The sequence below is a fragment of the Variovorax sp. OK605 genome (assembly GCF_900115445.1).
GTDB lineage: Bacteria > Pseudomonadota > Gammaproteobacteria > Burkholderiales > Burkholderiaceae_C > Variovorax.
Map to the genome: position 1 here is coordinate 1 of NZ_FOWL01000034.1, position 26,762 is coordinate 26,762.

Sequence of the window (26,762 nt, forward strand, 5' to 3'; positions counted from 1 at the left end):
ATGGTCGTCTCGTCGGGGATCGCCTCCAGACCGAGTCCGGCGAACGTGCGCAGCGAGGCGATCTCGTACAAGGCTTCTTCCATCGCCGGGTCGCTCAGGGCGAACCAGTTCTGCATCAGGTGCACGCGCAGCATGGCTTGCAGCGGGTAGGGACGACGGCCTCGGCCTGCCACTGGATAGTGGGGCTCGATGACTTTGAGCAGCGCCTTCCACGGCACCACCAGTTCCATTTCGGCAAGGAAGATTTCGCGCCTGGTCTTCTTCCTCTTGCCCGCTTGCTCCGCATCCGCAAAACTGATCTGGCTCATCGCTCGTGCTCCTTCGCAGGGTTCAGTCCCTCACGCAAGAAAAGTGCTCTTGATCAGACCTTCCCTAACAGCTTGCGCTGTTCGAGATCAATAAAATCACGGGTGATTAGCTCAGCGATAGAGCGTCTCTTTTACACGGAGAGGGTCGGCGGTTTGAGTCCGTCATCACCCACCATTTCGCGCCTTCAAGGCGTCGTATTCGAAAATGTTCCGCGGGTGTAGCTCAGTTGGATTAGAGCGCTGGCCTCCGAAGCAGAGGCCGTCCGTTCAAGTCGGACCATCCGCACCAATTTTGTTTTCGGGGTATAGCTCAGCCTGGCAGAGCGCGGCGTTTGGGACGCCGATGTCGCACGTTCGAATCGTGCTTCCCCGACCATTACTCGTCACAGGGCATCCCGCTTCGGGATGCCCTGTTTTGCGTTGCGGCATCGACGTGCTTGCGCTGGATGCGAGAGAATGCGCGTCGCCCACGCGCCAAGCTGGCATTCAAGCGCGTGATCGCACTACGAACAAGAGGGAGATCGGATCATGCAGTTGAGGATCGGACGCGTCATTGGGCTTTCGCTCGCAATCTGCGGGATCCTCTCAGGCTGTGGCGAGCCCCGCGAGCCTACCGGCCATGTGGCGCATTCCAATGCTGGCCGCTTGGAGGCCTACGCCTCAACCCTCATGAGCAAGCATTCCTCGCTCGCTCGCCGCGGCGAATCTGAGCAGACCGACGATTCCCCCCTCACGTATTCGACGGTGTTCATCCTCGCATCTGAAGTCTCGAACGTGGTCGACGCTTCACTCAGCCCCGCCAACTGGCAAGCGACCTACTGCAGCCCCCAGTTGATGGAACTTATGGAAAAGCAAGGCATCGACATCGCTTTTGGCGCGCTAAAGGACAGCTCGAGCAAGCCGACAGCAGTGGCGGCCTGCTCCAGGACGCAGCCAAGGCCGCCTCCACCAACTGAGACGTCGCCCACGCTGGCAGTCGGCAACTTCGAAGCGGTGCAGATCTGTCGCGCCGCGCTTTCGGTGCTATACCAGCGTGACGCGGCGAGCATGCGGGGCGCGATGGTCGACGGGTTCGCGCAGGTGAAGTACGAGCGGCCGACGGAAGGCCGCCAGTTGAGTTACCGTTGCAAGCTTCGCGGTGACGCAGTGCTCACCTGGGACGACAACATTGCGGGAGCGCGGTGGTTTGGCGAGGCCGCCGACGGCTCGCAGACCAGGTTTAGGACGAGCGGCGACGAACTGGTGGTCGAGGCTCTGACTGCGGGCAAGGTTGAGCGCGAGCTGCGCTTCTCGCGCGCGGATCTCAGCCGCCAATGAGGTGGTGGCGCGCGGCAACATATTTGACCGCGTTCAATCTTCACTGATTTAGCCGGCTGCTGGCGGGAGTGCGGTTGGCTGTGTCTCTATTGCCCGCCAGGGTGTTTCGGAGCATCTTGTTCGTTAGCCCGCTGCCAGTACGTGTCACCAAACCTGCTGCCCTTGATGATCGGCATGATCTCGCCCTTCTCGAAGTAGCGGCGGCTGTCCGATTGCGCCACTGTGAACCACCAGCCGGCCTGTGGGCACGGATCGCCACCGGGAACATAGGATTGCCGCTCCGACGAGGCTGCGCCGGCAGGCGTATTCGATGGATCGTTGGGCGATGACCGGGCTCGGTGTTCTCTGGCCCAGTCGGCCAAGTCTTTGGGATAGACCAGATGGTCTCGATAGCTGGTGTCGTCGATGTCCCAAAGCACGGTGACCAATGCCGCCTCGAAGGCCCAGTAACCAAAGTAGGACGACCCCTCCTTGTCGGTGTGGGTGTTGTGCCAGTAGCAGTCCTTCATGTTCTTGTACCAGCCGTCGAGGAATTCCTTCACCAGTGTGGGGCGGTCCTGGGCGTCAGGCGCTGTCGCCTTGGCGAGTGGGCGATAGGCGGCGGGATGCAGCAATACGCGCTCCACGGGCTCCTTGCGACCCGTCAGCTTCTCCACCACAGCCTCAAAAAGGCCATCGCGGCCTCTGTTGAACTCAGCGTTCTTGTCGAGCCAGCGCATCACTGCGGAAACCAATTCCGCATGGCCCAGCAATCTGCACAGCGCCAGCAACCACATCACGTAGACATAGGCCTCGAGTTGTGTGATGGTTAGCGAGTGGGCTTCGTTGGGCCGCGGGTTTTCGAGCGGGACGAAGACATCGAACGCTGCGATAACGGATGAAATCTCCTGCGACAGATCCACGATAGGAAGACCTGCGGTATAGCGAAGAATAAGCAGTTGGAGTGATTCGCTGGCGACCTTCCAGGCGTAGCTTACGCGAGCTCCTTCGCGCAAGGTCATGTTGCCGATTTCCTGCTTGAAATCGGCGATTCGCTCTGTTAAATCTTCTTCACGCTCTTTAGCAAGATCTTCTGCCAAGAACTGTTGTCTTCGAATTTCGTTGAACTTCATGGTCACCTCAGTATGTCGAATCCTGCGGAGGAGGAGAAGACTTGCGCGGTATTGGCTGCTTGCTGTTTAAGTCTAGGCCGGCAGCCACCACATCAATCAGTACGTAGAGCTTGGTGCCGCTGCCAACGGGGCCCGGCAGGCATATGAAAATCCACCGTGCGTAGCCTTGATTCGTGATCTCTCTTTCCTTTGCATCCCGAAATGGTTTATTCGCGGCGCGCGGGTATTGGCGATTTAGCGCCTGAGGAATGCGAGCTTCGGTCCAAACCGTTCCCATCTGCTGCCCATCGCAGGTGTTCCCGAGTCGGTTCTTCGCCTCCTTCTTCATCCCCTCGGTATCGTTCGCATCGAACGACTTGGCAATGTGCTTGGCCTCGAATACCACGAACTTCGGATAGGTGCTGACGGGTGGCTTGCCCGTGAAGTCGTACCGTGGCAGCGGCGGCTTGTCGGTCGGCGGGATGAAGATCAGCTTACCGGGGTGAGGGAACTCAACCGTGGTGGGCATCGGGTTCGGCTGATTGAAGGGTTGGTGTTTCTCGAACAGGCCATCCAGCCCTTTGCCCTTTGGCGGATCCACCAGCCGAGCGTATTCCAGCACCAACTCCATCAGCACATAGCCGTCTTCCTCGCACTCGGTCCCGTTCTTCTTGTTCTCTTCGTTCTGCGGCTTGCAGTCGTTGTTCGTGGTGTTCACCGCAGCGTCGGCATCGGACTCGTCCAGCGGAACGACGATGGCCTGTGGCTGTGCCTTCTTCTGTGGTGTGTCGCCCGAGAGCATGAGCGGCAACAACAGGATGAGCCAGGGGGAACGCAGCAAGGTCGGCAACAGGGCTGGCGCACCAGGTGTCCTGAGAGGCGGTGCCGGCTCCACGGGGACCGTGGGAAGTTTGGGCGCGGCAGGCGGTGCTCGGTACTGTGGCGGAACATCCGACACCGGTGCCATGGGGTCTCCGGTCGGGGCAAATGCGAGCACGAGGGGCGGCTCGCCACCATTGGCCGCCATCTCGATGTCCTTCGTCTGCCGCTCCAGAATCCCTTTCCACGCATCGATCTCTGCCTGCGCCTTCTTCTGTCCGCCGCCCCAATCGAAGGTATCGACATACTGGCGCGCATTGCCGTAGCTCTGGCTGTGCATGAACGCCTGCACCTCGGACCAAGGCTGCTTTTCTCCGGCCATCGCAAGCAGGGTGCATGCCGCGCCGTAGCTGGGCATGAAGCCCGAGAAGTAGTACGCCAACTGATCAGCAATCTGCGTGCGCTCGCCGCTGCCTTCACCGCCACTGCCGAGCGCGAAGGCGAGGAAATCACGCGTCAGGCGCAGGAAGTCGTCATCGTCATGGAATCCCTTGATGCGCGACAGCCACTGCCCTGCGATGGCCTCGGCGGAGTGGGTCTGCGTGATGGCCTTCGATGGATAGAACATTCCCAGGAAGCGGGCAATTTCGCGCACCGCCATGCGCACGGCGTCGTCCAGCTTCGGTTTGACCTGGACGATGGGGATGGTGCGCGCATTCAAGACGTGAGCCTTTTCACGAAGGCAATGCCCGCCTGCGCGGTCTGCGCCGCACCGAAGCGGTCATTGGGGCGCTTGGTTTCGCCTCCCCACTGGCGTTCATCCTCGCCCCACTCGACGCGAGGCGAGCCGTCCGGCACTCCGTCGTGCCTCGCAAAGCCCTTTTCGCTGAGCTTTCCGCTGATGACGGCCCCGTTGTCGAAGATGAGCTTGTAGGGGGCGCCCTTCACCGGCTCCAGGTCGGCGTAGTTGTAGTTCAGCTCGATCCAGTTGGGCTTATCCGACACGGAGGGCATAGACGGCGTTTGCACAGGCAGGCTCTTCGGCCCCACGAAGCTGTGCGTCGCGGCGTGCTCGCGCCAGATGCCATTGGTCCCGCTCACGATGCCGTTGGCATTCCAGCGCGTGAAGCTGGAGCCGCCGTTGATCACCACCTCTTCCTTCGCCGTGATGGTGATTCGGGTGGCCTCCAACTTGATGTTCATTTTTGCGATCACGTTGACCGCGTTCTTCAAGGCCGTGATGTCGATTTCTGAAGTCGCGGCCGTCAGCTTGATGCCGGCCTTGTGCGCCACCATGCGCACCGCGTTCTTGGCTGACACCAGAAAACTCTTGCCCGCCGCCAAACTGGTGTGTGCTCCACTTGTGAGTGCCGTGTGATTGCCACTCGCGATGTGCATTGAACCCTGGGCCTCGGCCTGGATGCCCGCGGCGCTCGCCAGCGTCAGATGTGGTTTTTGGAACTCGGGGAAATGTCCCTGCTCCTTGTCGCCGCCTTGGCCCTTGACGTCGTCGTTCTGCTCCTGCAGTGCCTTCGTCACAACGTCCTGATCGCCGCTCTCGTGCGCCTTGGCTTCCTGCGCAGCCTGAGACATGCCCTCATGCATGTCGCGTGCGCTGGTCAGCCGGGCGACGGTCTCGCCCATGTCGGTGATGTGGGCTTGCGCGTTCGGCCGAGGCTCGGTGCTGAGCAGCAGGCCGTTTGCCGCCCGAACCGCACCATGCCCATCGGTGCGCAGCTCGAAGCCCTGGCCCCGCTCCTCCTTGCGTCCCGCCGTGTCCTCGATGCGCCCGATGTGCCCCAAGCTGAGACTGCTGGAGTCGTGATCGCTTTTAACTTGGGCCTGCACCTTCTCGGCGCTGTCATCGAGGACCAAGTGGTTGCTGCGCCCGCCGCCCAGCTCCCGGCTGCGGATGCCCGAGAGGTGCTTTTGGTCAGGCAGTTGCCAGGCCGGCATCTCGTCGGCGTTGTGCACCCGCCCTGTGATGATCGGGAAATCGGGATCGCCATTCAGGAAATCGACGATGACCTCCTGCCCGATGCGCGGCAGCGCGGCGCCTCCGAAGGTGGCGCCCGCCCAGTATGTCGACACGCGCAACCAGCAACTGGAGTTTTCATTGTTCCGGCCAAGGCGATCCCACTGGAACTGCACCTTCACGCGGCCGTACTTGTCGGTCCAGATCTCTTCGCCGGGCGGGCCGACCACGATGGCGGTCTGCGGGCCGCGCGTGCGTGGCTTGGGCGTGGTGCGCTTGGGGCGCCACGCGTAGGTAGTGGGCTGCACGTCGAAGGCGAACTGCTGGACCGAACCCTGAACCGTGCCATCGCGCCCTGTGCCTTCGCTGGCCTCCAGGTTCTCCTGCAGGAGATAGCTCACGCCGAGCAACAGGTATTGCTGGTTTTGGTCGGCCCGCGGGTGGCTGGCCAGCCGGATCGTGTGGCCAGGGGCCAGCTCGCGAAGATTGGAGCGCCCTTTGGCGCGACTGCGCTCGCTCAGCTGCTCTTCATTGCGGATGCGCGCATAGGATTCGCCGTCACTATGCTGGAGGTAGTCGCCGGGCCATTCGTACATTTCATGATCATCGTGATCGTGGCCGGGCGGCATCTGGCGCAGACTCGTGAGGTCCGCGTTTGGATGCTCGAAATCGTAGTGGTCGAGGTAGTAGTGGCCGGAGCGAACCTCTTCGGACGTTTCCCACGCGTAGATGCGTTCGCTAGGCTCTAGGCCGCCCGTCATGCCGGATTTTTCGTGCGGGTGGTAGCACACAGTCTCGCCACCCGGAAGCGGCCCATGTGAGCTGGCGATGTCGTCGGCGAAGACCAGCACATGCTGCTTGGCCTCGTGGCGAAAGCAGAAATATATGCCTTCGTGCTCGCACAGGCGAGCGATGAACGAAAAGTCGTCTTCGTCGTATTGAACGCAGTAGGTCCAAGTTCGGTAGCTGCGGCTGAGCTTCTGTTCCATCGGATAGCCGTAGCGCCCCAGCACGGCTGCGATGATCTCGGGGACGGTCTGGCCTTGGAAGATCCGAAAATCCGAGCTTCGGCTGGCGAGCCAGAGCCAGGGACGCAGCCGCATCTTGTAGAACGACTGGCGGGCGTCTTCCTGCAATAGGCCGAAGCGCGTGACGACGCCGGCGAGATGGCGGAGGCCGGTTTCTGTTTGCACTGTGACAGTGGCGCTCTTCCCGAGCAGGGCCTTCGGGTCGATGGCGTTGCTGTTGCCGAGCAGCTCGACATCGAAAACGTAAGCCTGGCTGAGAGCCTCACGGCCGACCAGTCGGTGGAATTTGAGTGCGTCGCCGAGCGGCGTTGAAATTTCGACGCGGCGTTTCATCGAAGGCGGGTGCGCGAAAGCGCACCGTCGAGGATGGACATGGAACTCCCTGCAGTGACTGCCGCTCGGGGCGAGGGCAGGCTCTACCTGATTATGTAAGTGCCTGTACGCGGTCGGAAAGACGCCAAAAGTAGCACCGACAAGGTGAGCGTGCGCAAGAGCATGACCAAGTGCACATCAGCAGCGCTGAGCAATCGAGCAAGGTGGAGGAAGGCGCCTGGACCGAGGAGCGGTGTCCCGGAGATACGCCAGACGAAGAATGGCAACGAGTGACACTTCGGAATGAGGCGCACATCGGCGTGGACGCTGTCTCGGGGCGTGTGTACACGGTGATGACCACCTCAGCCAGCGAGGAAGACGTGGAACAGGTGAGTGACCTGCTGCACGCCAAGGAGTACACGGTGTGGGCGGACTCGGGCTATCGAGGCGCGCAGGGCCAGGTGAAACGCAGCGTGCAATGGCACATTGCGGGCGCGAGGTGGTTTGGCGAGGCGACCGTCGGCTGGCAGACCAGGTTTAGGACGATCGGCGACGAACTGGTGGTCGAGGCACTGCCTGCGGACAAGGTTGAGCGCGCGGTCGCAGCCGCTAATGAGGTGGTCGAGCGTGGCAGCAGACTCTCGATGCATTTGATGGGCCGAAAGCTCAGGAGTCCAGGCCGCAGGCAGCGACTGTCCCTCCTTCAGCTCTTGTCGCCGTCTTTGCCGACCAGGAGCTTGGCCACGCCATCGACCTGCAGGCCGCCCGCTCGCATCTCGTCCGCAATGCCCTGCACGAAGCCCTTACGGCATGGGCAACTCGTTGGATAGACCTTGGTGACGCCAAAGCTGTCGCCAGCGGTAAACAGCAGAAAGTCATTCATTCTGTGGTCTACCCGTCGGTGGAGGGAGGCCGCTGGAAAACAGAAATCGACTTGGGTACTGCTCCGCCAGAAGCAATAGTTGACCTACTGGACGCCCTGGGTCAGATGGGGCTCAATCATGTTCAACTCGGTACGTTTTAAAGAAAATGTCGCATGCGGCAGTCTGCTTAGGGCCCCGCCCGGCAGCCGCCGCCAGGCTCCAGCCGGCCACAACCGGTCGGTCGCCTCGTCAGGCAAACTTCGGCCAAGATCGGACATTTCGTTCGCTCTCCCTTCTTGAGAAGAAGAGCCGCTGATCGTCAGTAATTTTCCGGGAACGAGAGCCGAACAAGGGGGAAACAGTCATGGGGGTAGCACAAGCAGGAGTCGCCTTCTGGCCGCAGACAGAGATTTCGGATCTGCCGCGATTCGTCTCTGGACTCTTTGGCGAAGAGTATGTGGAGATCGCGCACCCGAACGTTCGAGAGTTCGACATCCGCCATGGTGGAGACGTCATGGTCCAGAACTTCGACGGAGCCATCTTCGTTTGCAGTGGCGATCTCGTGTGGGGCCATCTGAAAGATGTGAACAGTGATCTCCTTTTGCTCCACCACCAATTGGGCTCTCCGGCCACCTTCACGGTTTTCTGCAACTACGACTCTGGCGGGAGTTACGGCTACGCGCTTGTCGAAAACGGGGTCCGAAAGCGATCACGACTTCAGACCATGGGCGGACCTCAACTGCCACCTTTGATCGAGTATGGAGCGCCAACCGCCATCGAGCAGAGATGGCTGTCTGCGGAATCGTATCTGGAGGATGACGACGGCCCGATAGATGAGCGGCAACGCATGCTTTACCTTGAAGATCCGCGGGTCGAGATTGCAGAGGACGATCTTACGGGGAGAGTCCTCCATGAGACATTGATCGCCCAATTCGGCGTGTGTCCTTGGGAGACCGAAGCAGAGCCTGTCTATCACTTTTACCGGGCAATCTCCAAGATGCGGGAGATCAAAACGCCGGAACCACCAAGTACATTACCGAGCGGTGCTCTGCTTGACGCGATCCAGAAGCAGACGCGCCCTTGGTGGAGGATGTTGCTTGGGAGTTGACATGTAGCCAGAAGGACGGACTCGGCCAAAACCGGTCACTCAGCACTTCCCCAAAACGACAACCGGAGCGAATGTGGTCTTTCTTGCAATAACCCCCATGGGTCTGAAAGATGCGATGCGTGAGGCGGCGGGTTCGAGCACCGCGGTTTGGTGTGGCGCCGATGCCGTCACTGAGCAAGACTTTGCTGCAATGATGGGGAAAGGCCTGACGCGCTTCGCCTATCCTCTCGGAGCGCGCGACCCACTGGTGTTAGAGGGGGCGCTAGATACCATCGGCCAGCATCACGCCGACGAAGTCGTTTGGGTTGAAGCCGCAATTTCGGCAGGCTGACCGCACCCGGCCAAGAGCAGCCCCTCGCCACGGTCCTTCAATACACAAGCTGAGCCACGATGAATAGATACGAAGCTGCCGCTGCAGCCGTCCGCACTGAATTGGTCCTTGCGCTTCGGGACGCCCGCGCGGACTTCGAGGAACTGCCGGGGCCGACCACAGGACGGCCCATTTCGGGAATGTCGCTCGACTTGCACATCCAGCACGGCTATGTCGCAGTCTCGCTGCGCACCGATGAAGAGAAATGGGAACAGACCCATATTGGCGACTGGCAACACGCGAAGTTCCTTTCGTCGTTGCAAGACTCCCCTGATACAGCCATGTCCCGTTTGGCTGCCGTCGTAGTCGAGCTGTACAACGAGGTGAGGGAGGACGACGTCTTTGGGCTCGCCGACCGACGTCAGATGTTGTACTTGGTGGCTGCAGAAGCTGTGCTGAACGAGGAGGTCGCAATCGTGCTCAACGAATTGGGAATCGAAGCGCCTGTGTTTGGCGAGGAGCTTGGCTCCGCGCCCTTTGCATTCTTTGTGTACGACGCAGACGAAATGCTGACGGTGAACTACTGTGATGTAGTGCGCGCCCACCGGGTTACCGCTCGAGTTCTGCGCAACGAGGCTTAACGGATTGCGGCCAGCAGCAGACCTTCACAAACCACGCTCCAAGGAATCAGATGAGTGCCCTGCAGTACGAGCGTGCGTTGGCCTTGCTCGAAGCACCCGAAACTTACCCGGTCCTCGCTCACAGGAAGTGCACGAGGCTTCTGCGAGTGTGGGTGTACCCGTCATTTACGCCGTCTGCGTCTTGGTCCGTCATCCAAGAGGGCAGGAAATTCTTCATTCGCCGGGTCGTATGGGACCAGGTCCAAACCGTCGATTCGGAGCCAGTCACCTACGGCGCGGAATCTCCCATAGAGGAAGAATGCTTCAGAGAGTTGCTGTCCGAGCTTCGGGCCATGCACGTCACCCCGTTTGCCTTGGCTTCAACCATGGGAATTGACGGCACCTCGTACGGCATAGAAGTGGGCGGATTCTGTGTCTCGGGTCGGATGAGCTGGTGGGGCAAGCCGCCGATTGAGTGGGTTCCCCTTCAGGAGTTGCAGGCACGAGCTATAGAGCTTTTCGAGTCATTGCTGCCGGCGAGCACCAGTCGAGTGCCTCGTTCCGAGAGGCCGCTTTCGAGCAGCACGTAGGACCGCTTAGGGCCCTGTGGCGTCGGCCGCCATTCGGCTACAGTCGGCCAGAACCGGTCGTTCGTCACGGCCCTCCGGTTTGATGCTAGCGCGGTGCTCTGCCCCGGACTAGGCGCCTGTTCATTCACCCCACCGACCCTGTGATCGACATAGCACGGAACGGCTTATGCCCCAGTTACTCGTTTCTGGCAGAACCTTCGACTGGTCTTTCGTGGCTGGAACGGCTGACTTCCGAAAGCTGCCGCGATCCGGCGACCCCGATGAAATAGGTGTGTTGCGCATTTCCTCCCCTGGAACCGGCTTCGATGTCGCGATCCGAGTGGACGTTGGGCGGTACTCGTCGGGAGATAGACGATATCTGGGGCCACTGCTTGTGATCGGCAACGAATTCCCTGATGGGCAGCGAGCGGTACCCGTGGGTTGCATGATCGAACTGCGACCCAAGCTCGTGATGCTATCGTCCGATGAGCCGAACGCTGCCACAGTCGAGCGAATCGTTCAATGGTGCGTCAGCACACGGTTCAAGCCCATGCGGGTCAATTCAAGCGGCGGTCGATGGGTCGGCTATGGCGCAGAAGGCGCGGCCTCTCTGAGCCCAAAGTGCTAACAGGCAAAGCGGGCTTCAGTCGGCCAGAACCGGTCATTGACCGCTAGCTCAGAACCCGGCCGCAAGCGGCCTTTCGTCACGTCGCCCGACAGCACTACCAATTCGCAAATCCAGTAAAGACACGAAAACCATGATCGGCATCACATTCATCTACGAAGAAAACCCGGAACGCCTGAAACCACTGGGTGAAGAAGGCCCCGACGCACTGGACGACCTGACGGTGGTCAATATGGACGTAATGAATTCGCTGGACTTTGCGGTTCTGTGTGGCCAGGCGGTGGAGTGGAACCAGGGAGAGCCTGCTGTATTGCTGGAAGATTTGGTGGTCGTTCGAGTGGCGCCCGAGGCGTTGGATCACGTCCTAAGTGGCCAGCATGACGGTCTCGAATCAGAGCAGCTTGCAGATCTAGATCGGCTCAGATTGTTCGTGACACAGCATGGCAAGGAACACGTTTGGGAGTTCGCAACGTTCTAGCGCTTTTTGTAGGTCCTGAGACAGTTCAGTCCGAGGATTCGAATGACCGCTTAGCGCCCTTCGCGATGGCGGTTGTTGGGCCCTTTGAATTGACCGCCTGTGCGGCTACAGTCGGCCAAGACCGGTCGGTCGGGACCGAGGCAGAATTCGATCGGAAGCGGTCTTTCACGGGCGAATCGGAACCGCGGCTTCAGTCGTAACGCGGGCAGTCAGTGCGTCGTCTCCGCAACGCAGCCCCGTGCATGCGAAGAATGTCTATCTGCTGCCCCAACGTGCAAGGTTCGTAAGAGTCCGGTCATCTCATCGCACGACAAGGCGAACAACCAGACAGTGGGCGGCCCGTGCTCCCATTCACCTCGGGAGGCGCACCTCGCTGTGGCGCATGTAATCCAAGTTGCTGGCCTGCCTTCAGCCCGGTGTGTCGATGGCAGCAGTCGCGCTGGCCAATGGCCTGAATGCCACCATGCTGCGCAAGTGGGTCATGGAAGCTGAGCGAGTGCAGCGCGTGAATGCGCTGGCGCCACTCGCCGACGCCTCACCGAACGCGGTGGCGCCGAGAGTCGAGGGCTTCGTGGCGTTGCAGCTTGCGCCGGAACCAGTCGCCCCGACAGACATCCGCATCGAAGTGCAGCGCGCCGGCACCACGATCAGTGTGACTTGGCCCAGCACCGCGGCGGCCGACTGCGCAGTCTGGCTGCGCGAACTGCTGCGTTGATCCGCATCGAAGCGGTATGGCTGGCTGTAGCGCCATTGGACATGCGCACCGGCACCGACACCGCGCTTGCCCGTGTCGTGAAGATGGTGTTCGCTGGGCTCCGGCTCAGAGTGGCGCGCATGTCCTCATGGCAGCCAGGGACCCAGTTTAAAGGGGAGCCGTGCAAGCAGGCTCAGCTTGAAAAGAAGAAGATAACTCGCTTCACATCCGCTTTCACAAGGATGTCGAGCGAGTCGAAGTAGCCGTCGCCCAAGAACTCGCGGACGGTCAGGCTGACCTTCTTCCGGTGGTCAAAGACGACGCGCGCGTAATCGAAGGCCGTCAGCTCAGAGAGTTGGTACCAGGTCGCTCCATACCATTCACCGTCCTTATAGGCCTCGCAAGCCTCGACGCCAGCGTCTTCGGGGAAACCTCGTCGATTCTTTAACGGCCCTATTTCTGCAACGTTGGCGACGTCGGCGATGAATCCGTAAAGGCTGGACCAACTGTCAAACTCCGGGTCGCAGTCGACCGACGCCCAGGTTCCCTGCGCATCACGGCGTTCCGGAAACGCCATCATCGTGGCTCCCATCAGGCCGCCACTTGTTGAAAGCGTGATCCTTTCGCGACCGGTTTGCCGGTGCCACCCGAATGACCGAACCGTCGGCCCTGGCTCAGTTCGATCCGCATCTCGAGCGCCGTCACTTTGCGAAACAAGCTCGCGCGCACGACGATCTGTCCGTGGCCGTGCAGATTTTTGTCGTGTTCATCCATTTGGGTTTCTTGTTCCACACAGCTGGCTTTCGCAGTGGTCATGGGTCTGATCTAGTCGGCAAGCTCAATAAGCAAGCTGGGGCTAAGGCCGCTTGCCCGGCCACCAACCGAAGAGGACGAAGATTACCGGCTTGACGAGTATCTCAACAGCAGAGAGATCTCCTGAAGAGCTGATCGCTGCCTCGCCCAGAAGTTGACCGCCTCGCTCAACATGTCTTGTTCGGTTCGCGTTGATCTGTGCAGATGTCGGTCGGGCAGAGCACTGGCAAGCAGCGCAAAACTCAATCTCGCTCAAATTGGTCTCGCCGCAAGCGAGACATGACCATCGGTACTTCGGCATGGGGCGATGTTGCTACAACGGCACGACATCGTCTAGCCGTCGCGCGTCAAGATGTATTGGCTGGCCGCTTACCAAGTTGCCGTCCGACTCGAGCTTTCCTGACTCGACAAGCGCTTTCACTCTTCGGGCGAAGAACCCGACTGGCACCTCCCTCAACTCCGCGCGCCCCTTGGAGGAAGCCATCATTACGCCGAATAGCTTTTCGCGAGCGGCGAGAGTCCACTTTAGAGAGAATTAAACTTCGGCTTTGGGCCCGAAGCTGCCGGTCGTCCTGCTCCAAAGCAGACGGTCGGCGCGTAAGCTGCGGGCAAAATGGGAAGTTTTGTGAGCAAGAATTGGAAAGGTGAACTCAATCGCCTAGCAACTGAGTTTTGGTTTCGCTCAGGAGATGCGGCAGAAGTGACGCCATGGGTGGAAGCTGCCTACGAAGCAGGCGAAACAGCCGTCGAACTGGCAGAGATGTGGGGAGGCGCCGACATCGAGCGCACGCGCTCGCACCTTCAGTTCTTGGCCAAGCAAATCAATGGTTTCGAGCCGTGGTCGGATGCAGCTCAGCCGCTCGCGGTCGCTGCACTTGAAAGAGCCTTGCGTCGCTACGTCGCCCATGAAATCGATCCCGCTACTCTTTGCAGGCTGGTAGACGACTTGGACGCGGCGTTCTTGGACAAGCCACCAATGCCAAATCTAGACCGATGGATGGGTAATCTCTGGAATTGCTGCGACTGGTGCGACGCCACTTGGACCTTCGACAAGGTGCCGCATTTAGAGGCGGAGGCAGTCGCCGTCTTGGCGAGACTGGCAGCCGCCAAATGTTGATGCTTGGCGAACCCAGGACGGCTATGCGGCATGAGGTCCAGTAGGTCCGCTTCTGGCCGACTGTAGCCGAAGCATCACCGGCGACGCGGGCCCTGAGCAGTCATCGAATCGTCTCGAAAGCTGACGTTCGCCCCGCGATTGCAACTCGCGTGCCTACGGATACCAAACAATCGAACACCCTTCGTCGAGTGCGCCTTCGTAGTGCTGCCTGAACACATGCATACGTTGGTCATTCAGGGCCTCAACGTGTAATGGACGCCCAGCGCCGATGTTGAGCTCGACAAATCCAAATCGGACGAGTTCCGACGCTGCAATATCTTCTCGGGAGATCTCTTCGTTCTGGGCCAAAAAGAGCATGAGCTTGTGCCTGGCGCCGAGCATTGGCGCCATCCATTCAAAGTCGCAATGTCCGGCGTACGTTGCCTCGCAGCCATACAAGTAAACCTTGGTCACGTTGATTCGCAATCGCTCATGGTGGCCGGATTTTGACCGACCCGGCCATGTCCGGTGTTGGCCGACTGTAGCCGCTCGTGCCTAAAGGCTTCTCGGCCTGAAGTGGTCATGGCCGCTGTTTCGTCAGCCGGATTTCTCCGTCACCAATCTCCACTTCGCTACCCCATCCGAGGTGACGATAGAGCCGCGCAGCGCGGCTCCTGTTCGCGGTTTCGAGCCACGCGGCAGGGTGCCGCTCGAACAACGCGCGTTCACAGGTCCGGGTCAGGCGCGTGCCTATCCCGCAACCCTCATGTTCGGGCAACACAAACAGGGCAAACAGGCACGCGTCGTCCAAGTCGACCATGGCGAAACCAACGACTTCCTCATCGATGGTCGCAACCCACGAACAAGGCGCGCTACTGACAGCAAGGGCGATGGCTTCCGGCGTGACGCCTATCGCCGAAAGCTCGCCGGCAGTCATCGTGTTTTCTCCGACCGATGCCCTGACTTTGAACATTGCGCTCACGTCTGTGACAGAGGCAGGCCGAATTTCTGGAGACAAAATTCTCATAAAGGAGTGGTGGTCGCGACCGTCTGCTTGTGGCCGGCTGCAGCTATACGACGCCCCGGCCCACGGCCGAGGCGATTTGATACGCCGCATGCTCAGCCTGTCCCTTTCCTGGGTAGTCGTCAGGAACCACTTCAATCGCTTCGACTTCGAGACAGGTTCCATGTTCAGAATTTGCCCGAGCAACGCCCGCAAGTATCTCTGACACGTGATTCGCCAGATCAAACTGGAGCGCGCTCTCCGTTCGGTTCATCGCAAGTAGCCGAATCACCGAAGGGCCGCTCGGCGGAGACTTTCCAAATCGGACGGAAACTAAAACGCACTTCGTACCGGTCACGTGCTGATACCGGTAGAAAACCGAGCGCTGGATGCGTGTGACGTCCATTTTTGTGAGCTGTTGCGAATGATTGGTTTTGGCCGACCGCCGACCGTCATGCTACCGGGGCGCTTGCGCATTCTCTTGCGTACCTCCCCGCGACTCGGGTCGCAAAGTTGTACCCCAGGTGTTGACTTCGGCCGCTTCCGTCCCGGCGGCCAGGTCCGTCAGAAGCAAATCCGCAATCCCAGAGCCGCCCCACCCGTATTGGTGATGGTCAGGATGTGAGCGAAGCCTGTTTGAAGGGTGCCGCAGCCGGCAGGGTCTGCTGCAGTCGGCGGCTGCGTTCCCGCCCAGCCACCAGGAACACCTGTTGCCGGTCGTCGAGAGCCTCTTCCGAGGCTTGGCGGTCCAGTTCGCCCAGTGAAGTCTTGGCCAGGACCACCGCGATATCCGGTCAGAATGAGAGCCTTTGCCTATGCAGCCCCTGTTCGACGCAATCGCTTCAATGTCCGCACCGGTGGACGCGCAGCGCATCTTCCACGGCCGCGGTGGGCTTCATCCCGAGTGCGCTCACTTGTCGCTGGACTTTTTCCCACCGGTTTGGGTGTTGACCAGCTTCAAGCCTGTGACCGACGGCGAACTGGCAGCAATTGGTGCTGCGCTGGAGCGCCGATGGGCGCAGTTGGCGCCGGGGGAAACACTGCACTGGGTGTTTCAGTGCCGGCATGAAGGCCAGAGCAGCACACAGCTCATGGGCGGTTCGGTGCCCGACCCGCATTGGGTCACCGAGGAGGGTGCTCGCTATCGCGTCAACGTGGGCCGGGGCCAGAACCACGGGCTGTTTCTCGACATGGCCGAAGGACGGCGCTGGGTTCGTGCGTTTGTGAAGGCGCGCCCAGACGCCCGGTCGCGCGTCAAGGTGCTCAACCTGTTCGCCTACACCTGCGCGTTTTCTGTGGTCGCATTGCAGGCAGGGGCCCGGCACGTCACCAACCTGGACATGAGCAAGGGCGCTCTGGCGGTGGGGCAACAGAACCACCGCGCCAACGGCGTGCTCGCCGGCGCGAGCTTCCTTCCCCATGACCTTTTCAGTTCGTGGGGGAAAATCACGCGCGGAGGCCCTTACGGGCTGGTCATCGTTGACCCACCGAGCTATCAAAAGGGAAGTTTCGTTGCGACCAAGGACTACGCCCGGCTGATTAAGCGCTTGCCTGACCTGCTGGAGCCCGACGGCGTTGTCCTGCTATGCCTCAATGCCCCAGAACTGGGACCAAAATTCCTGCAGGAGCAAATGAGCGAACTGGCGCCAGAGCTGGATTTCGTGGAGAGACTGGCGAATCCAAGCACCTTTCCCGACGTGTCCGACGAGCGGTCGCTGAAGGTGTTGGTGTACCGGGCGCCGCCGGATGTTCGACCTGAGGTCTGAAGGGTGCGCTACGCATTAGCGCCACGGGCGGACTGCCCCCTGGAGCGCCTTCGTGTGAATTGAAGCAAACTGTCGAATGACTGGTCCCGGCTCCGGCTGTTGATCGCATTCTCCCGCGCCCCGGCCGGAATGTAGCTGCAATCGGCGGCCATCCTCCGCCCGCCTACGAAAGTTCAATGGCGCGTCGACCAATGAACAATGCCGTTCCGCAGGAATGCCTTCTACTTGTTCTCGGGTATAGCGTGAACAACCACTCTTAACTACTCTCCCGCACTATTAATAGTGACAAGAGGGTTGTAGAAATGGTACGGCGGCATTTGAGGTTTCGTCTTCGTGGGACCGGCGGCGTGCTGGCAGCGCTCTTCATCACGGCGTGCGGCGGCGGGAGTGGCGGCGGCGGGATCGCTTTTCCCATCATCCCTGCGGCTCCGGCTCCTGCGGCTCCGGCTCCGGCTCCTGCGCCTCCTGCTCCTCCTCCTCCTGCCCCCCCAGCGCCAGCACCCGCCACGGAGCCGCCGCCCGCACCAACACCAACGACGCTTTCATCCAGCGTTTCAAAGCTCGCCCTGTCGGTGAATGCACCGGGCGTGAACGCCGCCCTCACAGGGACACCCCGCACCATCACGATTGCGAACACCGGACTGTATGAAGCGAAGGCCGTGACCTACTCGGTGTCGCCGGCTTTACCGGCCGGCACGACGATCACTCCTGCGGCTTGCGGCCCGATCGCTGCTGGCAGCACCTGCGTCCTGACGGTTTCACCCGGAGCGACGCCCACCGCAGCGCCGTCCGACATTGCGCCGACGCCGCTCGTTCTGACCGTTCAGGGCGAGAACACTGCCGCAGTCACCTCAACGATCAGCATCCTGGGCTATGGCAGCGTCTACCAGTCAGGCTATCTGTTTGCCGTGGATGACACCACGCCTCCCACGGGGAGCATCGGAGGGAAGGTCGCCGCGCTTTCGACCAATTCAGGTTTTCAGTCTTTTGGCGGGATCGGCATCAATACAGGCGGCCAGAGCTCGACCGATGGCGCTTCCAATACCGCAGCAATCGTTGCTGCACTGGGCACGAGTCAAGGTTCTTTGGCGCGTACTTGCACCGAAAAGATTGACGGTCGCTACACGAACTGGTACTTGCCGGCGATCTGCGAACTTTCTTCAACCGCTGTTGTCGATGTTGGCGTCAGTTGCAATGGGTCAACTGGCGGCGCCATTCAGAACGTTGACTCCAACCTGGTGGCCAACGGAATCATTGATCAACTCCAGATTTATTACTGGAGTTCTACCGAACCCGCACTGGATCCGGCAAATTCGGCATACGTGTACTTCGTTCGAAAAAGTCCTCGAGGATTTTCCATCGAGCAACCCAAGAACTTTAACTTTTGGTCTCGTTGCATCCGCGCGATCACGAACTAGGAAACGTCTGGTCAAGTCGTAAATCGGCTTGATGCCGAGAGTGGGTGTTGCCTGACCGTGCCGCCGAAAAATGCAGAGGCGGTGCGGTTGGCCGGCCGGTGTGGCTGTAGAGCGGCGCTAGATGTTGGCCCAGCTCTCCGAGATCGAGGAATCGGTCGACGCCTCGCAGGAGGTGATCGCGCGGCACGTGACCTTCGAGATCGAATGCGTAGAACAGCCGATCCTGAACGATGCTCTGACCCATCATGATGCGTACCGCCGTCGATGACGAGAGGCATGCAAACGGCGCGCCAGTTCCCAAGATCTTGGGGATTTTTTCAACACGATCCGCTGCCCATTCCGGCCGTTCGCGTTGGGCGTCCGCTTCTAGAAGGGCCTGATGTCCGCCAAGGGGCGCAAAGCGCGTCGCTGAGCATCACCCCCACAACGGACAAAAGGCGCAGCATTGAATGCCGCGCAGGTTCAATGGCGCATTGGGCCAAAATCCAAGGGCGCGCAGCAAGGCAACCCTTCGACGCCACATACCCTCCGCCTCCAGCCATCAAAGGCGTTCCAAACCACCCCCCCGCCATGCACCAGGCAGCCCTCTCCGCCAACGACATCTTCCTGCACATCCGCGTGGTGATGGGCATGGTGATTGGCCTGGGCCTCACGCGCTTGCTCTCGGGCCTTGCGCGCATCGTGCAGCACCCGAACCAGTACCGCTTGTACGGTGTTCACCTGGCCTGGGTCGCTTCGATTCTTCTGGCGCTGGTGCACTTCTGGTGGTGGGAGTTTGGCCTGTACCAGGTCGAGATCTGGACCTTTGGCACCTATGCCTTCATCGTCAGCTACGCCATCGTGCTGTTCCTGCTGTGCGCGCTGCTGTTCCCCGACAGCATGCAGGACTACGCGAGCTACGAAGACTACTTTTACGCACGGCGCGCGTGGTTCTTCGGCTTGCTCGCGGCCACCTACCTGCTCGACGTGGCCGACACGCTGGTCAAGGGCGAGGCGCACTTCGCGCGCTTTGCCACGGAGTACCTGATACGCACGCCCATCCTGGTGGTGCTGTGCGTCGTGGCCGCCAGAACGGCCAGCAAGCGCTTTCACACGGCCTTCGTCATTGCCATGCTGGCCTACCAGCTCTCCTGGATCTTCCGGCTGTTCGACACGCTGGGTTGATGGCCTGCATGCCGCAGCCAAAGCACGCAAGCCCTCAAGACTGCGCCGTGGCCGCGTCTTCGCGCTGCTCGGCCCATGCAATGACCTTGGCGAGCGGCGCGGGCCGCATGAAGTAGTAGCCCTGCAGCAAGGGCGAGCCCAGCGCCTTCAAGGCCTCGAGCTCTTCGCGGTTCTCCACGCCCTCGGCCACCACCTCGATGAAGAGCGACTGGCCCAGCCGGATCACTGCCTCCACCATCAGCCGGCTGCCGGGCGAAGACGCCAGGTTGAGGATGAAGCTGCGGTCGATCTTCACCTGGCGCACATGCTCGCCGCGCAGCGACGCGAGCGACGAGTAGCCCACGCCAAAGTCGTCGATCACGATGGAGATGCCCGCCTCGGCCAGCGCACGCAGCCGCATCTTGGCGGCCGAGGTGTCGAGCGCCACCTCTTCGGTGATCTCGATCTGCAGGCGGTGCGTGGGCAGGCCGTGCTTCGCAAGGCAGTCGAGCACGATCGCGTCGACCGGCAGTTGCGCCATTTCGCGCGGCGACACGTTCATGGCCACCGGCACGTCATCGAAGCGCGCGCCGGCCGCGGACAGCTGCTCGATGCCCTTGCAGATCTCGCCGAGGATGTGCCGCAGCAGCCGCTCGGCCAGCCCGGTGTTGGCGGCCGCGTAGATGACGTCGGCCGGCGCCACCCAGCCGTGCCTGGGGTGCTGCCAGCGCAGCAGCGCCTCCAGGCTGTGCAGGCGATGCCCGCCCTCGCCCAGAATGGGCTGGTACCACACGCAGATGGCGTTGGAGGCAATGGCCTCGGCCAGGTCGCGCTCGATGTCGCGGCGGCTCAGCAGGCGGCTGTGCAGCGCGTGGTCGAAGCGGTGGCAACGGTTGCGGCCCAGGCGCTTGGCCTCGTACAGCGCCTCGTCGGAAAAGCTCAGCATCTCGGCCACCGAGCAGTCGTGCCCCGTGCAGATGCCGATGCTCAGGCCCAGCTGGCCGCCGTAGCTCGAGGTGGCCTGGCCGATGGAGCGGATCAGCTCCTCCGCCACCGCCTCCGGAGCGTCAGGCCCCTGGTGCGGGCCCTGCGCGCCCTGCCCTTCATGCCCTTCCTTCCCGCCCTGCCCTACCTGTTCGCCTCGCGGGTGATAGAACACCGCAAACTCGTCCCCGCCCCAGCGCCCGACCACCGCGTCGTGCTTCGCGAGCCGCGCCTGCAGCCACCGGCCCACGTCCTGCAGCACCTGGTCGCCCGTCTTGTGGCCGAAGGCGTCGTTCACCGCCTTGAAGCCGTCGAGGTCGAGCATGAGCGCCGCGTGGTCGTGGCGCGAGCCCATGGCGTGGTCGAAGCGCGAGGCGGCCTCGAAGAAGCCTTCGCGGTTGAACAGGCCCGTCAGCGAATCGTGGTTGGCCCGAAAGTCGAGCTCGCGCGCCGTGCGGCTCGACTGCGCATGCGTCTGCCGCAGCTCCGAGGCCATGAACAGCGCCTCGTTCTTCAGCCGGCTGCTGACCTGGTAGGCGCGATCGCCGCGCAGCGAGGCGTGAACGAGCGTGCCCAGGTACATCACCACCATCAACGCCAGCGCGTTGTGATAGAACCCGCCGGTCCACAGCAGCCAGCCCGTGACCGACAGCAGCGCGGGCGTGACGAAGACCACCGGCACCGGCGCATAGGCCGCGCTGTAGATCACCGAGCCGGCGCACACGCCGCACACCACCGTCATGAAGAACAGCGTTTGCGACGGCACCTCGCTGCTGCAGAACATGGGCAACAGCGCCCACACGCAGCCCGAGAGAAACGACGACAGCGTGACCAGCCGAAGCTGCCCGGCAATGCCCAGCTCGTCGAGCCCGCCCGGGCTTCGCTCCGACGCGCGCACCGAGCGGCACACGAACGCCCGGAACGCGTTGGAGAGCACCACCAGCAGCAGCCACGCGAGCGGCTCGGTGCTGGAGGCCGACGAGTACAGCGCGACCCCTGCCGCGGCCAGGCCCACCGCCATGCCCGAAGGCACCACCGCGCGAACGCTGCGGCGCACCGAAAGCAGCTGGTCGGCGCGCACCCATCGCACGAGCACATCGTCGGCAGCCGTGAGGGTTGAAGCGTCGCTGCTTGAAGTGAAATCGACCATGTTGGATGGAAGAGCGCCGCCGCGAATCGAACGAACTTGAAGCCACGCCTCCCGTTGCCATTCGGTGGCAAAAGTTACGCGCTGCGACTCGGTCTTTTCCACTCTGTGTCGTGGTCGTTGTCCGACAAGACGAGTACCAACGACCTCTGTGCAAGGTCTCGCGGCCGAAACTGTATTTGTTGGCGCTAATCGCGACTTCATGACGCGCCGCGCGGGCACGCTGCCCCGCGCTTGCCTACAGTGAATGCCCCTGTCACTCAACACCCCGCCAAGGGGGCATGGAAGGCAACACCGCATCGGCCGCGTCAGCGGCCCTGGTCAATGAACAGATCGATGAACAGATGAACAACAACCGCTTGGCCTCGCGGCGGGTTGTCGGTGCGCAAGCAACGATGCAAATGCGAGGTATCAAAAGGCGACGGCCAAGGTGCAGTAACACCAAGGCCGTCTAACCAAGTGACGTGCACATCTTTAAAGGAAAGCACCCCAAATGGCTAACAAGACTATAGCCCGCCGCCGCGCGCGAGCATCTTCCCGCGACGGCAACACGCAAGACCCGACGGACTTGCTCGAGAACAAGCTGACGCAACTCAGGTCGATGACCTGGCTCTGCTACGGCGGCGTCGTCGATTGGTTCGATGGAAAAGCACGCGAACACCTGGACACCGTGCTCTGGGTGCTGGCGGACATGGCCGAGGACGCGGAGGAGTTGTTTCAGCTGAGTGAGAAGGCGCGGAACGAGAGGGGTTGACGCAGGCTGTGAGGGATTTTTGGCGGGCTTGCGGATTCCGTGGCCCGCCTCGTTTGGACATCTGTCCTGGGACCGCTTCAGACTGGGTGCGGTCAGTCGGCGCGGCCCGCCGGATGTCTTGATGTGCCCGTGCTCTGGGTGCACCGACACACACATCAGCAGTTCGACTATCGGGTCCGTTCTTGCCGAAATGTGTGCAACCCGCGCGGCTACGTGAACTGGAGTGGCAGGATCGAGAACAAGGCGTTCGAGCCTGGGTTGGTCATCAATGTGTCATCTCTCACCGGAGGCGACAACTGGTGAAGCTCCTCATCCTTTCCGGCCTCCATGCGGAGTTCGAGACCTCGTTGGCCTAGGACGCCAAGGCTCACGCCGGATCACCCGTCTACCCATTCCCAGGTATTGCGTCCGTACCGCGCGTACTTAAGATTCTTGCTACGGATTAATTTGGGGAGATATTTCATGTGATATGGCTCCCCAAAGATGCCGAAGGAGTCGACGCATGGATGACATTGTGGATATGAATCCTCCAAAGATGCGAAACGCTGAAGAGGCGCGCATGGACCTTGTCTTGCTCAAGATCGGGGAACACTGGCTGGAGGAATCGCCTGACGACGGTACGTTACGCGTCGTAGCGAGCCCCACGCAGGGAAGCCTCTTCCTCGCCGAAGCGGCCGAGGGAGGATATCGGTTCCGAGCGTGCGGCAGCGCAAGACCCCTGATGACGGACAGTGGAGTGCCCGCGCTCGGCGAGCCGGCCACCGAACCTAGGCCCGTGTTCTTCCTACCGATGACCGAATGGAAATCTTCGGAAGAGTCTCACGCTCCAGAGTGCGCGGTTCCCACGTCGGCAAGCCTGGCGTCAGCCGGCGACCTCGCCGGCTACAGGATCGCTCCAGAAATGTTCTGGGATGACAAAGAGCACAAGCAATTGATCGAGGATGCCTTCGCCGCCGTGATTCGATTCCCCGATGACAAGGCGGGGTTGAAGTGCCTCAAGGCGCTTTGGAGCAACCAGGACTTCAAGACAGGTGTACTTCAAGGCCTGCTTGATGCCGACTACCAGAGGCAGTACATCAACCCTGTGCCCGGAACGCCCATCCCGACCTACGCATCACACTTCTTCGATCCCGACACCAAGCAGAACTGGCTGCCGCTGCTGTTCCCCAGCCAGACGGCGTACTCCGAGACTCTGCGCTTCGCTCAGGACGCGGCCAATCTCGCCGGCAACATCGCCAGCGGCGGGCGGAATGCCGCTGCGGGCAGCTCGTCGAACCTTGGCGCCGAACACCTCGAAGCAGAAATGCGCGACGCCGTATCTGCGCCGCCGTCGGTTCCGAACACCGCCCATGGCCAGTGCGGGTTCAAGCTCGGTTTGGCGTTGCACTACTTCTCGGATCTCACCCAGCCAATGCATGCTGCCAACATAATCAACGCCCCGTGGGCGAATGACTGGCGCCATACCGGCTTCGAGCAGGGGGCAGACGAGCGTGGTCCGGCCTTCAGGATCGATCCCGTCCGCGTGGCGTGGGCGAACGTCGATCCGGGCAAGATGCAATACCTCGCGCAACTGGTGATGCAAGTGGCTGCCAACTCGAAGAGGATCTACAAGCAAAAAGTCGAGCCGGTCATGGCGAGCAAGGTCCGCGTGGTCTCTACAGGCCGGGGGACTGCCATCGTCTATGACAACGCTAAATGGGGGCCGGAGGCCGATCCGATCTTGCGGGAGGCGATTCCCGCTGGCCAGCTCGCGATCACCAAATTCCTGGTGATGTGGAGTCGGATGAGCGCGTTTCACGGGGCCGACGCGGTGTACTGGCCGCGAAAAAAACCATGGAGTGATCACGCCCCATTCTTCTTCAGCTTCAGGGGAAGGACCTACATCGTTTATGTCGACACGTACCTGGGAAAGAACGACGTTTATGTTCAACCCTACGACAACTCGGAGGTAAAAGCCAAGCAAATCGCTTCGGGCGTGAAGGGCGTGCCGTCCGTGATCGAATTCGAGGGGCGCCTCGTAATGGCGTTCGCCAAGGGGGAAGCCATCCAATGTCTTGCATCGGTCGATGCGAAAAACTGGACCACCGCGCCTGCTCCCTCATATGCGCAGATATCGCAGTACAGCCGGCCGGCGTTGTGCGTCCACGAGGGGCGGCTATTCATGGTGTGGGTCAACCCGGGACGCTGCATGTTCTGGTCCGCACTGTCAGTCGGAAAAGCCTCTTGGGTAAATTCCCGGCAGATGTTGGACAAAGCCACGAGTTACTCGCCGACGTTGGCGCTCTTCAACGGCAGGCTCTATGTTGCTTGGACGGGAATGAACAAGACGGACTGGGTCTTCTACGCGCGTTATGAAAATGAGACATGGTCCAGCCAGGACAGCCTTGAGGCCGCGGTCGTCAAGAGCAACTCGGGCCCCGCGTTGATCGCGGCAGACGGCCTGCTCTTCGCCTTCTACCGTAGGCCAGGCGACGATCAAATCTGCTTCTCCAGAACTACGGATGGGCGTGCGTGGGACGGCGGGCGCCTCTATCCGATGCCCGACGGATACACGACGGAAAGCGACATGGTCGCTTCGCCGCTCCCCGGAGGGGCCTTCGTCGGATGGAGTCGAGGCCATACCTTCGTTAGCGGTTACCAAGCATCGCATCGCCTGATGTGCACCCCTGTGGGTTTGCAGCGGTCATACGTCGAAATTCCTGACGGATCCTTGGTGCAGGCGTTCGGGCGTGCCGAGATCTACGTGGTTTGCGGCTACGCCAAGTTTCACATTCCGAGCAGCGCTGCCTTCACCAAAATGAAGCTCAACGCTTGGGACGTCCGGCGGGAACCGGTCGAGGTCATCGACGCCCTGACGTCGAGCCCGAACGATGGATCGCTGCTCCGGGAGGACACTGACCCGAGAATCTGGTTCATGACGGCTGGTGCTCGGCTGCACGTTGCGAATTCTCGGGAATTGGATCAGCTTGCGACCGGAAGAGCGACTCGGTACACCTCCATCCCCGACGGCACGGTCGGAGCGGTCCCCGAGAAGTTCCAGAGAGAGAGCGTGGCGATCAAGGTCTCTGTGAATCCCGGACAGCCCCTGAAGGACGTTCCACTTCGCGGATGGAGAATCTTCAACCTGGTTCGGATTCACGGCGAGGTAAAACGGAGCCCCGTCGATATCTCCAAGATAAACGACGAAGACCTTCGCCATCTGGTCGAGATTGCGCTCATCGCGCCTCAATCCGCCCTGCGCACATCCGAGATTCAGTGAGTGAAATGAGGATCGCGTCGTCTGCGAACGTCCAGCCATGCGATCGTCCTGGAGGCGGAATCGATGTCGCCCAAAAAACTCCATGTCGCCCTGACCCTGGGTGCCAAGTCGGTCACGATCGTGACTCTGCACCACACTACAACTGCGAGCAAGGCGAGGGCTGCCCGAAGTCCGGGCAGCTTCAGCGCCTTGCCTCTGTTCGAGGTCTTGGCAAGCGAGAAATCACTGAGTTGTTGACCGCAAAGTAGAAGGAGTTGGGGTAAGGCGAAGCGTGTGCAGAAAGTCAACTTACCATGGCTTCCACCAACGCCGCCGCTGTCGATGCTCAAGCGGCCGCAGGTCCAGGGTTTCGTAGTCAGGATTGAGCGCACCAGCGCATCGACGCAACTCCGCTTCCAATTGATGGGCAATGCCGCGTGCGTGCAAATCGCCCTGCAATGCTCGCCGGCGCCATTCCGTTGCTCGAGCGCCCAATTCGTGATCGGGTAGCGTTTCTGTTTCCATCATTGTGCTGAGTGTTTGTTCGGCTGGTCACCACACTAGGAAAGTCATTCATATTTGAGGATGGGCTTGTCAAGCGCCGCTAGATAAAGATCGCAATTGACGCGAAGTTCCTCCAGAGTCGCGGCAGCCGGGAAGGTTGGATCAGCCCCGTACCCTTGAACTCGCCCATGCTCGTCGTGGTGCACCTCATAGATGGCCAACTCGCCATCTCGATCCAAGACTCGATATTCCCAGGTCATAGCATCTCAGTTCTTGTGGAACTCAGAGTGTGCGAGCGTCTGACCGCCCAACTCTGATGTTGTGCGGCAACAAGCCTTGGAGAGGTGTCCACCGGTGCGGAAGCAGCGTAAGCAGTCAATGAACCACGCCCTTGTGCGTAGTGTCGGCGCCGATGCGCGCAGGGAGGGTTACGCGTCGCCGAGCTCGATGTTCCAGGGCAGCAGCGCCTCGTAGTCGTCGACGGTCTGCGCCAGCGGCAGCTTCTTGAACAGAGCGACGAGGTACCGATAGGGCTCGACGTTGTTGGCCTTGGCCGTTTCGATCAGCGAGTAGAGATTGGCGCTCGCGTTGGCACCACCGACGGTGTCGGCGAACAGCCAACTGCGCCTTCCGACGACGAAGGGCCGGATCGCGTTCTCCACTGGGTTGGAGTCCAGCGGCCAGGCTCCGTTGTCCAGGAACCGCACGAGCTTGGGCCACTGTCCATGCAGGTAGTGCAGCGCCTCGCCCAGCAGGCTCGACGGCGCCACGCTGTGCAG

At 61.0% G+C, this 26,762-nt stretch carries 27 protein-coding genes and 3 tRNA genes; 16 read left to right on the top strand and 14 right to left on the bottom strand.

What is annotated here, in order from left to right; genetic code table 11:
- Positions 1-308: transposase (locus BM013_RS39670; RefSeq protein WP_143098517.1), on the bottom strand; the 308-nt coding region annotated here is incomplete at its 3' end.
- Positions 309-408: 100 nt separating this feature from the next.
- Here BM013_RS39670 and BM013_RS39675 point away from each other — a divergent pair.
- The 4 genes from BM013_RS39675 (at position 409) to BM013_RS39690 (ending at position 1,625) form a co-directional block, all read left to right on the top strand.
- Positions 409-483: transfer RNA gene (locus BM013_RS39675), tRNA-Val, on the top strand.
- 37 nt (positions 484-520) lie between these two features.
- Positions 521-597, top strand: a tRNA-Arg gene (locus BM013_RS39680).
- A gap of 10 nt (positions 598-607) precedes the next feature.
- Positions 608-684, top strand: a tRNA-Pro gene (locus tag BM013_RS39685).
- Positions 685-977: 293 nt separating this feature from the next.
- Positions 978-1,625: a hypothetical protein gene (locus BM013_RS39690; RefSeq protein WP_143098518.1), complete on the top strand. Its 648-nt coding sequence runs from the start codon at positions 978-980 to the stop codon at positions 1,623-1,625.
- A gap of 86 nt (positions 1,626-1,711) precedes the next feature.
- Here the strand turns inward: BM013_RS39690 and BM013_RS39695 are convergent, their stop codons facing one another.
- The 4 genes from BM013_RS39695 to BM013_RS41570 all read right to left on the bottom strand — a co-directional run bounded on the left by BM013_RS39695 (position 1,712) and on the right by BM013_RS41570 (position 7,733).
- Positions 1,712-2,737, bottom strand: coding sequence for a PoNe immunity protein domain-containing protein (locus BM013_RS39695; protein WP_093136160.1), 1,026 nt, complete (start codon positions 2,735-2,737; stop codon positions 1,712-1,714).
- A gap of 7 nt (positions 2,738-2,744) precedes the next feature.
- On the bottom strand, positions 2,745-4,256 hold the full coding sequence (locus BM013_RS39700; RefSeq protein WP_093136162.1) for a hypothetical protein: 1,512 nt from the start codon (positions 4,254-4,256) through the stop codon (positions 2,745-2,747).
- On the bottom strand, positions 4,253-6,871 hold the full coding sequence (locus BM013_RS39705) for a type VI secretion system Vgr family protein (protein WP_093136165.1): 2,619 nt from the start codon (positions 6,869-6,871) through the stop codon (positions 4,253-4,255). Before BM013_RS39705 ends, BM013_RS39700 begins: the two co-directional genes overlap by 4 nt.
- A 682-nt stretch (positions 6,872-7,553) precedes the next feature.
- The gene (locus BM013_RS41570; RefSeq protein ID WP_177225711.1) at positions 7,554-7,733 is read right to left on the bottom strand and encodes a hypothetical protein; all 180 of its coding nucleotides are present in this window, start codon (positions 7,731-7,733) and stop codon (positions 7,554-7,556) included.
- Positions 7,734-8,077: 344 nt separating this feature from the next.
- Between BM013_RS41570 and BM013_RS39715 the strand changes: the two genes are divergently transcribed.
- The 5 genes from BM013_RS39715 (at position 8,078) to BM013_RS39740 (ending at position 12,138) form a co-directional block, all read left to right on the top strand.
- On the top strand, positions 8,078-8,821 hold the full coding sequence (locus BM013_RS39715; protein WP_093136168.1) for a hypothetical protein: 744 nt from the start codon (positions 8,078-8,080) through the stop codon (positions 8,819-8,821).
- A 97-nt stretch (positions 8,822-8,918) separates the two neighbouring features.
- Positions 8,919-9,152, top strand: coding sequence for a hypothetical protein (locus BM013_RS39720; protein ID WP_256221898.1), 234 nt, complete (start codon positions 8,919-8,921; stop codon positions 9,150-9,152).
- A gap of 59 nt (positions 9,153-9,211) precedes the next feature.
- Positions 9,212-9,772 carry a hypothetical protein gene (locus BM013_RS39725; protein WP_143098519.1) on the top strand — a complete coding sequence of 187 codons (561 nt, stop codon included), beginning with the start codon at positions 9,212-9,214 and terminating at the stop codon, positions 9,770-9,772.
- Positions 9,773-11,078: 1,306 nt separating this feature from the next.
- The gene (locus tag BM013_RS39735; protein ID WP_093136179.1) at positions 11,079-11,423 is read left to right on the top strand and encodes a hypothetical protein; all 345 of its coding nucleotides are present in this window, start codon (positions 11,079-11,081) and stop codon (positions 11,421-11,423) included.
- A gap of 424 nt (positions 11,424-11,847) precedes the next feature.
- Positions 11,848-12,138 (top strand): hypothetical protein, encoded by a 291-nt coding sequence (locus BM013_RS39740; RefSeq protein ID WP_093136182.1) that lies wholly within the window; start codon positions 11,848-11,850, stop codon positions 12,136-12,138.
- A 172-nt stretch (positions 12,139-12,310) separates the two neighbouring features.
- Here the strand turns inward: BM013_RS39740 and BM013_RS39745 are convergent, their stop codons facing one another.
- Together BM013_RS39745 and BM013_RS41070 are read right to left on the bottom strand one after the other, a co-directional pair.
- Positions 12,311-12,709 (bottom strand): hypothetical protein, encoded by a 399-nt coding sequence (locus BM013_RS39745; RefSeq protein WP_093136185.1) that lies wholly within the window; start codon positions 12,707-12,709, stop codon positions 12,311-12,313.
- The gene (locus tag BM013_RS41070; protein WP_143098520.1) at positions 12,709-12,933 is read right to left on the bottom strand and encodes a hypothetical protein; all 225 of its coding nucleotides are present in this window, start codon (positions 12,931-12,933) and stop codon (positions 12,709-12,711) included. The genes BM013_RS39745 and BM013_RS41070 overlap by 1 nt, the downstream gene beginning before the upstream one ends.
- Positions 12,934-13,543: 610 nt before the next feature.
- Here BM013_RS41070 and BM013_RS39750 point away from each other — a divergent pair.
- Positions 13,544-14,047 carry a hypothetical protein gene (locus tag BM013_RS39750; protein ID WP_143098521.1) on the top strand — a complete coding sequence of 168 codons (504 nt, stop codon included), beginning with the start codon at positions 13,544-13,546 and terminating at the stop codon, positions 14,045-14,047.
- Positions 14,048-14,200: 153 nt separating this feature from the next.
- On the opposite strand, the gene BM013_RS39755 is transcribed toward BM013_RS39750, so the two are convergent.
- From BM013_RS39755 to BM013_RS41575, 3 genes are all read right to left on the bottom strand, one after another.
- A complete protein-coding gene (locus BM013_RS39755; RefSeq protein ID WP_143098522.1) occupies positions 14,201-14,500 on the bottom strand; it encodes a hypothetical protein in 300 nt (99 codons plus the stop codon).
- 106 nt (positions 14,501-14,606) lie between these two features.
- Entirely contained in the window at positions 14,607-14,999 is a 393-nt protein-coding gene (locus BM013_RS39760; protein WP_256221900.1) for a GNAT family N-acetyltransferase, read from the bottom strand.
- A gap of 644 nt (positions 15,000-15,643) precedes the next feature.
- Positions 15,644-15,811: a hypothetical protein gene (locus BM013_RS41575; protein WP_177225712.1), complete on the bottom strand. Its 168-nt coding sequence runs from the start codon at positions 15,809-15,811 to the stop codon at positions 15,644-15,646.
- A 33-nt stretch (positions 15,812-15,844) separates the two neighbouring features.
- On the opposite strand from BM013_RS41575, the gene BM013_RS39765 reads away from it, so the two are divergent.
- The 4 genes from BM013_RS39765 to BM013_RS39775 all read left to right on the top strand — a co-directional run bounded on the left by BM013_RS39765 (position 15,845) and on the right by BM013_RS39775 (position 19,377).
- On the top strand, positions 15,845-16,795 hold the full coding sequence (locus tag BM013_RS39765; protein WP_093136192.1) for a class I SAM-dependent methyltransferase: 951 nt from the start codon (positions 15,845-15,847) through the stop codon (positions 16,793-16,795).
- Positions 16,796-17,382: 587 nt separating this feature from the next.
- Positions 17,383-18,213, top strand: coding sequence for an Lcl C-terminal domain-containing protein (locus BM013_RS41075; RefSeq protein WP_177225713.1), 831 nt, complete (start codon positions 17,383-17,385; stop codon positions 18,211-18,213).
- 121 nt (positions 18,214-18,334) lie between these two features.
- Entirely contained in the window at positions 18,335-18,481 is a 147-nt protein-coding gene (locus tag BM013_RS41580) for a hypothetical protein (protein WP_177206690.1), read from the top strand.
- Positions 18,482-18,783: 302 nt separating this feature from the next.
- Positions 18,784-19,377: a hypothetical protein gene (locus BM013_RS39775; protein WP_093136196.1), complete on the top strand. Its 594-nt coding sequence runs from the start codon at positions 18,784-18,786 to the stop codon at positions 19,375-19,377.
- 34 nt (positions 19,378-19,411) lie between these two features.
- On the opposite strand, the gene BM013_RS39780 is transcribed toward BM013_RS39775, so the two are convergent.
- Entirely contained in the window at positions 19,412-21,490 is a 2,079-nt protein-coding gene (locus BM013_RS39780; protein ID WP_093136199.1) for a putative bifunctional diguanylate cyclase/phosphodiesterase, read from the bottom strand.
- Positions 21,491-21,980: 490 nt separating this feature from the next.
- On the opposite strand from BM013_RS39780, the gene BM013_RS39785 reads away from it, so the two are divergent.
- Positions 21,981-22,241 carry a hypothetical protein gene (locus tag BM013_RS39785; RefSeq protein ID WP_093136202.1) on the top strand — a complete coding sequence of 87 codons (261 nt, stop codon included), beginning with the start codon at positions 21,981-21,983 and terminating at the stop codon, positions 22,239-22,241.
- A 502-nt stretch (positions 22,242-22,743) separates the two neighbouring features.
- A complete protein-coding gene (locus tag BM013_RS39795; RefSeq protein ID WP_093136205.1) occupies positions 22,744-25,500 on the top strand; it encodes a phospholipase C/P1 nuclease family protein in 2,757 nt (918 codons plus the stop codon).
- On the opposite strand, the gene BM013_RS41080 is transcribed toward BM013_RS39795, so the two are convergent.
- The 3 genes from BM013_RS41080 to BM013_RS39805 all read right to left on the bottom strand — a co-directional run.
- Positions 25,494-25,829, bottom strand: a complete 336-nt coding sequence (locus BM013_RS41080) for a hypothetical protein (protein ID WP_143098524.1) — start codon at positions 25,827-25,829, stop codon at positions 25,494-25,496. The two genes, BM013_RS39795 and BM013_RS41080, sit on opposite strands and share 7 nt — an antisense overlap.
- Positions 25,830-26,048: 219 nt before the next feature.
- Positions 26,049-26,243: a hypothetical protein gene (locus tag BM013_RS39800; protein ID WP_093136208.1), complete on the bottom strand. Its 195-nt coding sequence runs from the start codon at positions 26,241-26,243 to the stop codon at positions 26,049-26,051.
- A 168-nt stretch (positions 26,244-26,411) separates the two neighbouring features.
- Positions 26,412-26,762, bottom strand: a 351-nt coding sequence (locus BM013_RS39805) for an IS66 family transposase (RefSeq protein WP_143098319.1), incomplete at its 5' end; no start/stop codon positions are given.

Excerpts from the sequence above, each read along its gene's own strand:
- BM013_RS39690 (WP_143098518.1), top strand. The coding sequence starts at position 978 with ATGAGCAAGCATTCCTCGCTCGCTCGCCGCGGCGAATCTGAGCAGACC.
- BM013_RS39695 (WP_093136160.1), bottom strand. The coding sequence starts at position 2,737 with ATGAAGTTCAACGAAATTCGAAGACAACAGTTCTTGGCAGAAGATCTT.
- BM013_RS39705 (WP_093136165.1), bottom strand. The coding sequence starts at position 6,871 with ATGAAACGCCGCGTCGAAATTTCAACGCCGCTCGGCGACGCACTCAAA.
- BM013_RS41570 (WP_177225711.1), bottom strand. The coding sequence starts at position 7,733 with ATGAATGACTTTCTGCTGTTTACCGCTGGCGACAGCTTTGGCGTCACC.
- BM013_RS39715 (WP_093136168.1), top strand. The coding sequence starts at position 8,078 with ATGGGGGTAGCACAAGCAGGAGTCGCCTTCTGGCCGCAGACAGAGATT.
- BM013_RS39720 (WP_256221898.1), top strand. The coding sequence starts at position 8,919 with ATGGGTCTGAAAGATGCGATGCGTGAGGCGGCGGGTTCGAGCACCGCG.
- BM013_RS39725 (WP_143098519.1), top strand. The coding sequence starts at position 9,212 with ATGAATAGATACGAAGCTGCCGCTGCAGCCGTCCGCACTGAATTGGTC.
- BM013_RS39735 (WP_093136179.1), top strand. The coding sequence starts at position 11,079 with ATGATCGGCATCACATTCATCTACGAAGAAAACCCGGAACGCCTGAAA.
- BM013_RS39740 (WP_093136182.1), top strand. The coding sequence starts at position 11,848 with ATGGCAGCAGTCGCGCTGGCCAATGGCCTGAATGCCACCATGCTGCGC.
- BM013_RS39745 (WP_093136185.1), bottom strand. The coding sequence starts at position 12,709 with ATGGGAGCCACGATGATGGCGTTTCCGGAACGCCGTGATGCGCAGGGA.
- BM013_RS41070 (WP_143098520.1), bottom strand. The coding sequence starts at position 12,933 with ATGACCACTGCGAAAGCCAGCTGTGTGGAACAAGAAACCCAAATGGAT.
- BM013_RS39750 (WP_143098521.1), top strand. The coding sequence starts at position 13,544 with ATGGGAAGTTTTGTGAGCAAGAATTGGAAAGGTGAACTCAATCGCCTA.
- BM013_RS39760 (WP_256221900.1), bottom strand. The coding sequence starts at position 14,999 with ATGTTCAAAGTCAGGGCATCGGTCGGAGAAAACACGATGACTGCCGGC.
- BM013_RS39765 (WP_093136192.1), top strand. The coding sequence starts at position 15,845 with ATGCAGCCCCTGTTCGACGCAATCGCTTCAATGTCCGCACCGGTGGAC.
- BM013_RS41580 (WP_177206690.1), top strand. The coding sequence starts at position 18,335 with ATGTTGGCCCAGCTCTCCGAGATCGAGGAATCGGTCGACGCCTCGCAG.
- BM013_RS39775 (WP_093136196.1), top strand. The coding sequence starts at position 18,784 with ATGCACCAGGCAGCCCTCTCCGCCAACGACATCTTCCTGCACATCCGC.
- BM013_RS39780 (WP_093136199.1), bottom strand. The coding sequence starts at position 21,490 with ATGGTCGATTTCACTTCAAGCAGCGACGCTTCAACCCTCACGGCTGCC.
- BM013_RS39785 (WP_093136202.1), top strand. The coding sequence starts at position 21,981 with ATGGCTAACAAGACTATAGCCCGCCGCCGCGCGCGAGCATCTTCCCGC.
- BM013_RS39795 (WP_093136205.1), top strand. The coding sequence starts at position 22,744 with ATGGATGACATTGTGGATATGAATCCTCCAAAGATGCGAAACGCTGAA.
- BM013_RS39800 (WP_093136208.1), bottom strand. The coding sequence starts at position 26,243 with ATGACCTGGGAATATCGAGTCTTGGATCGAGATGGCGAGTTGGCCATC.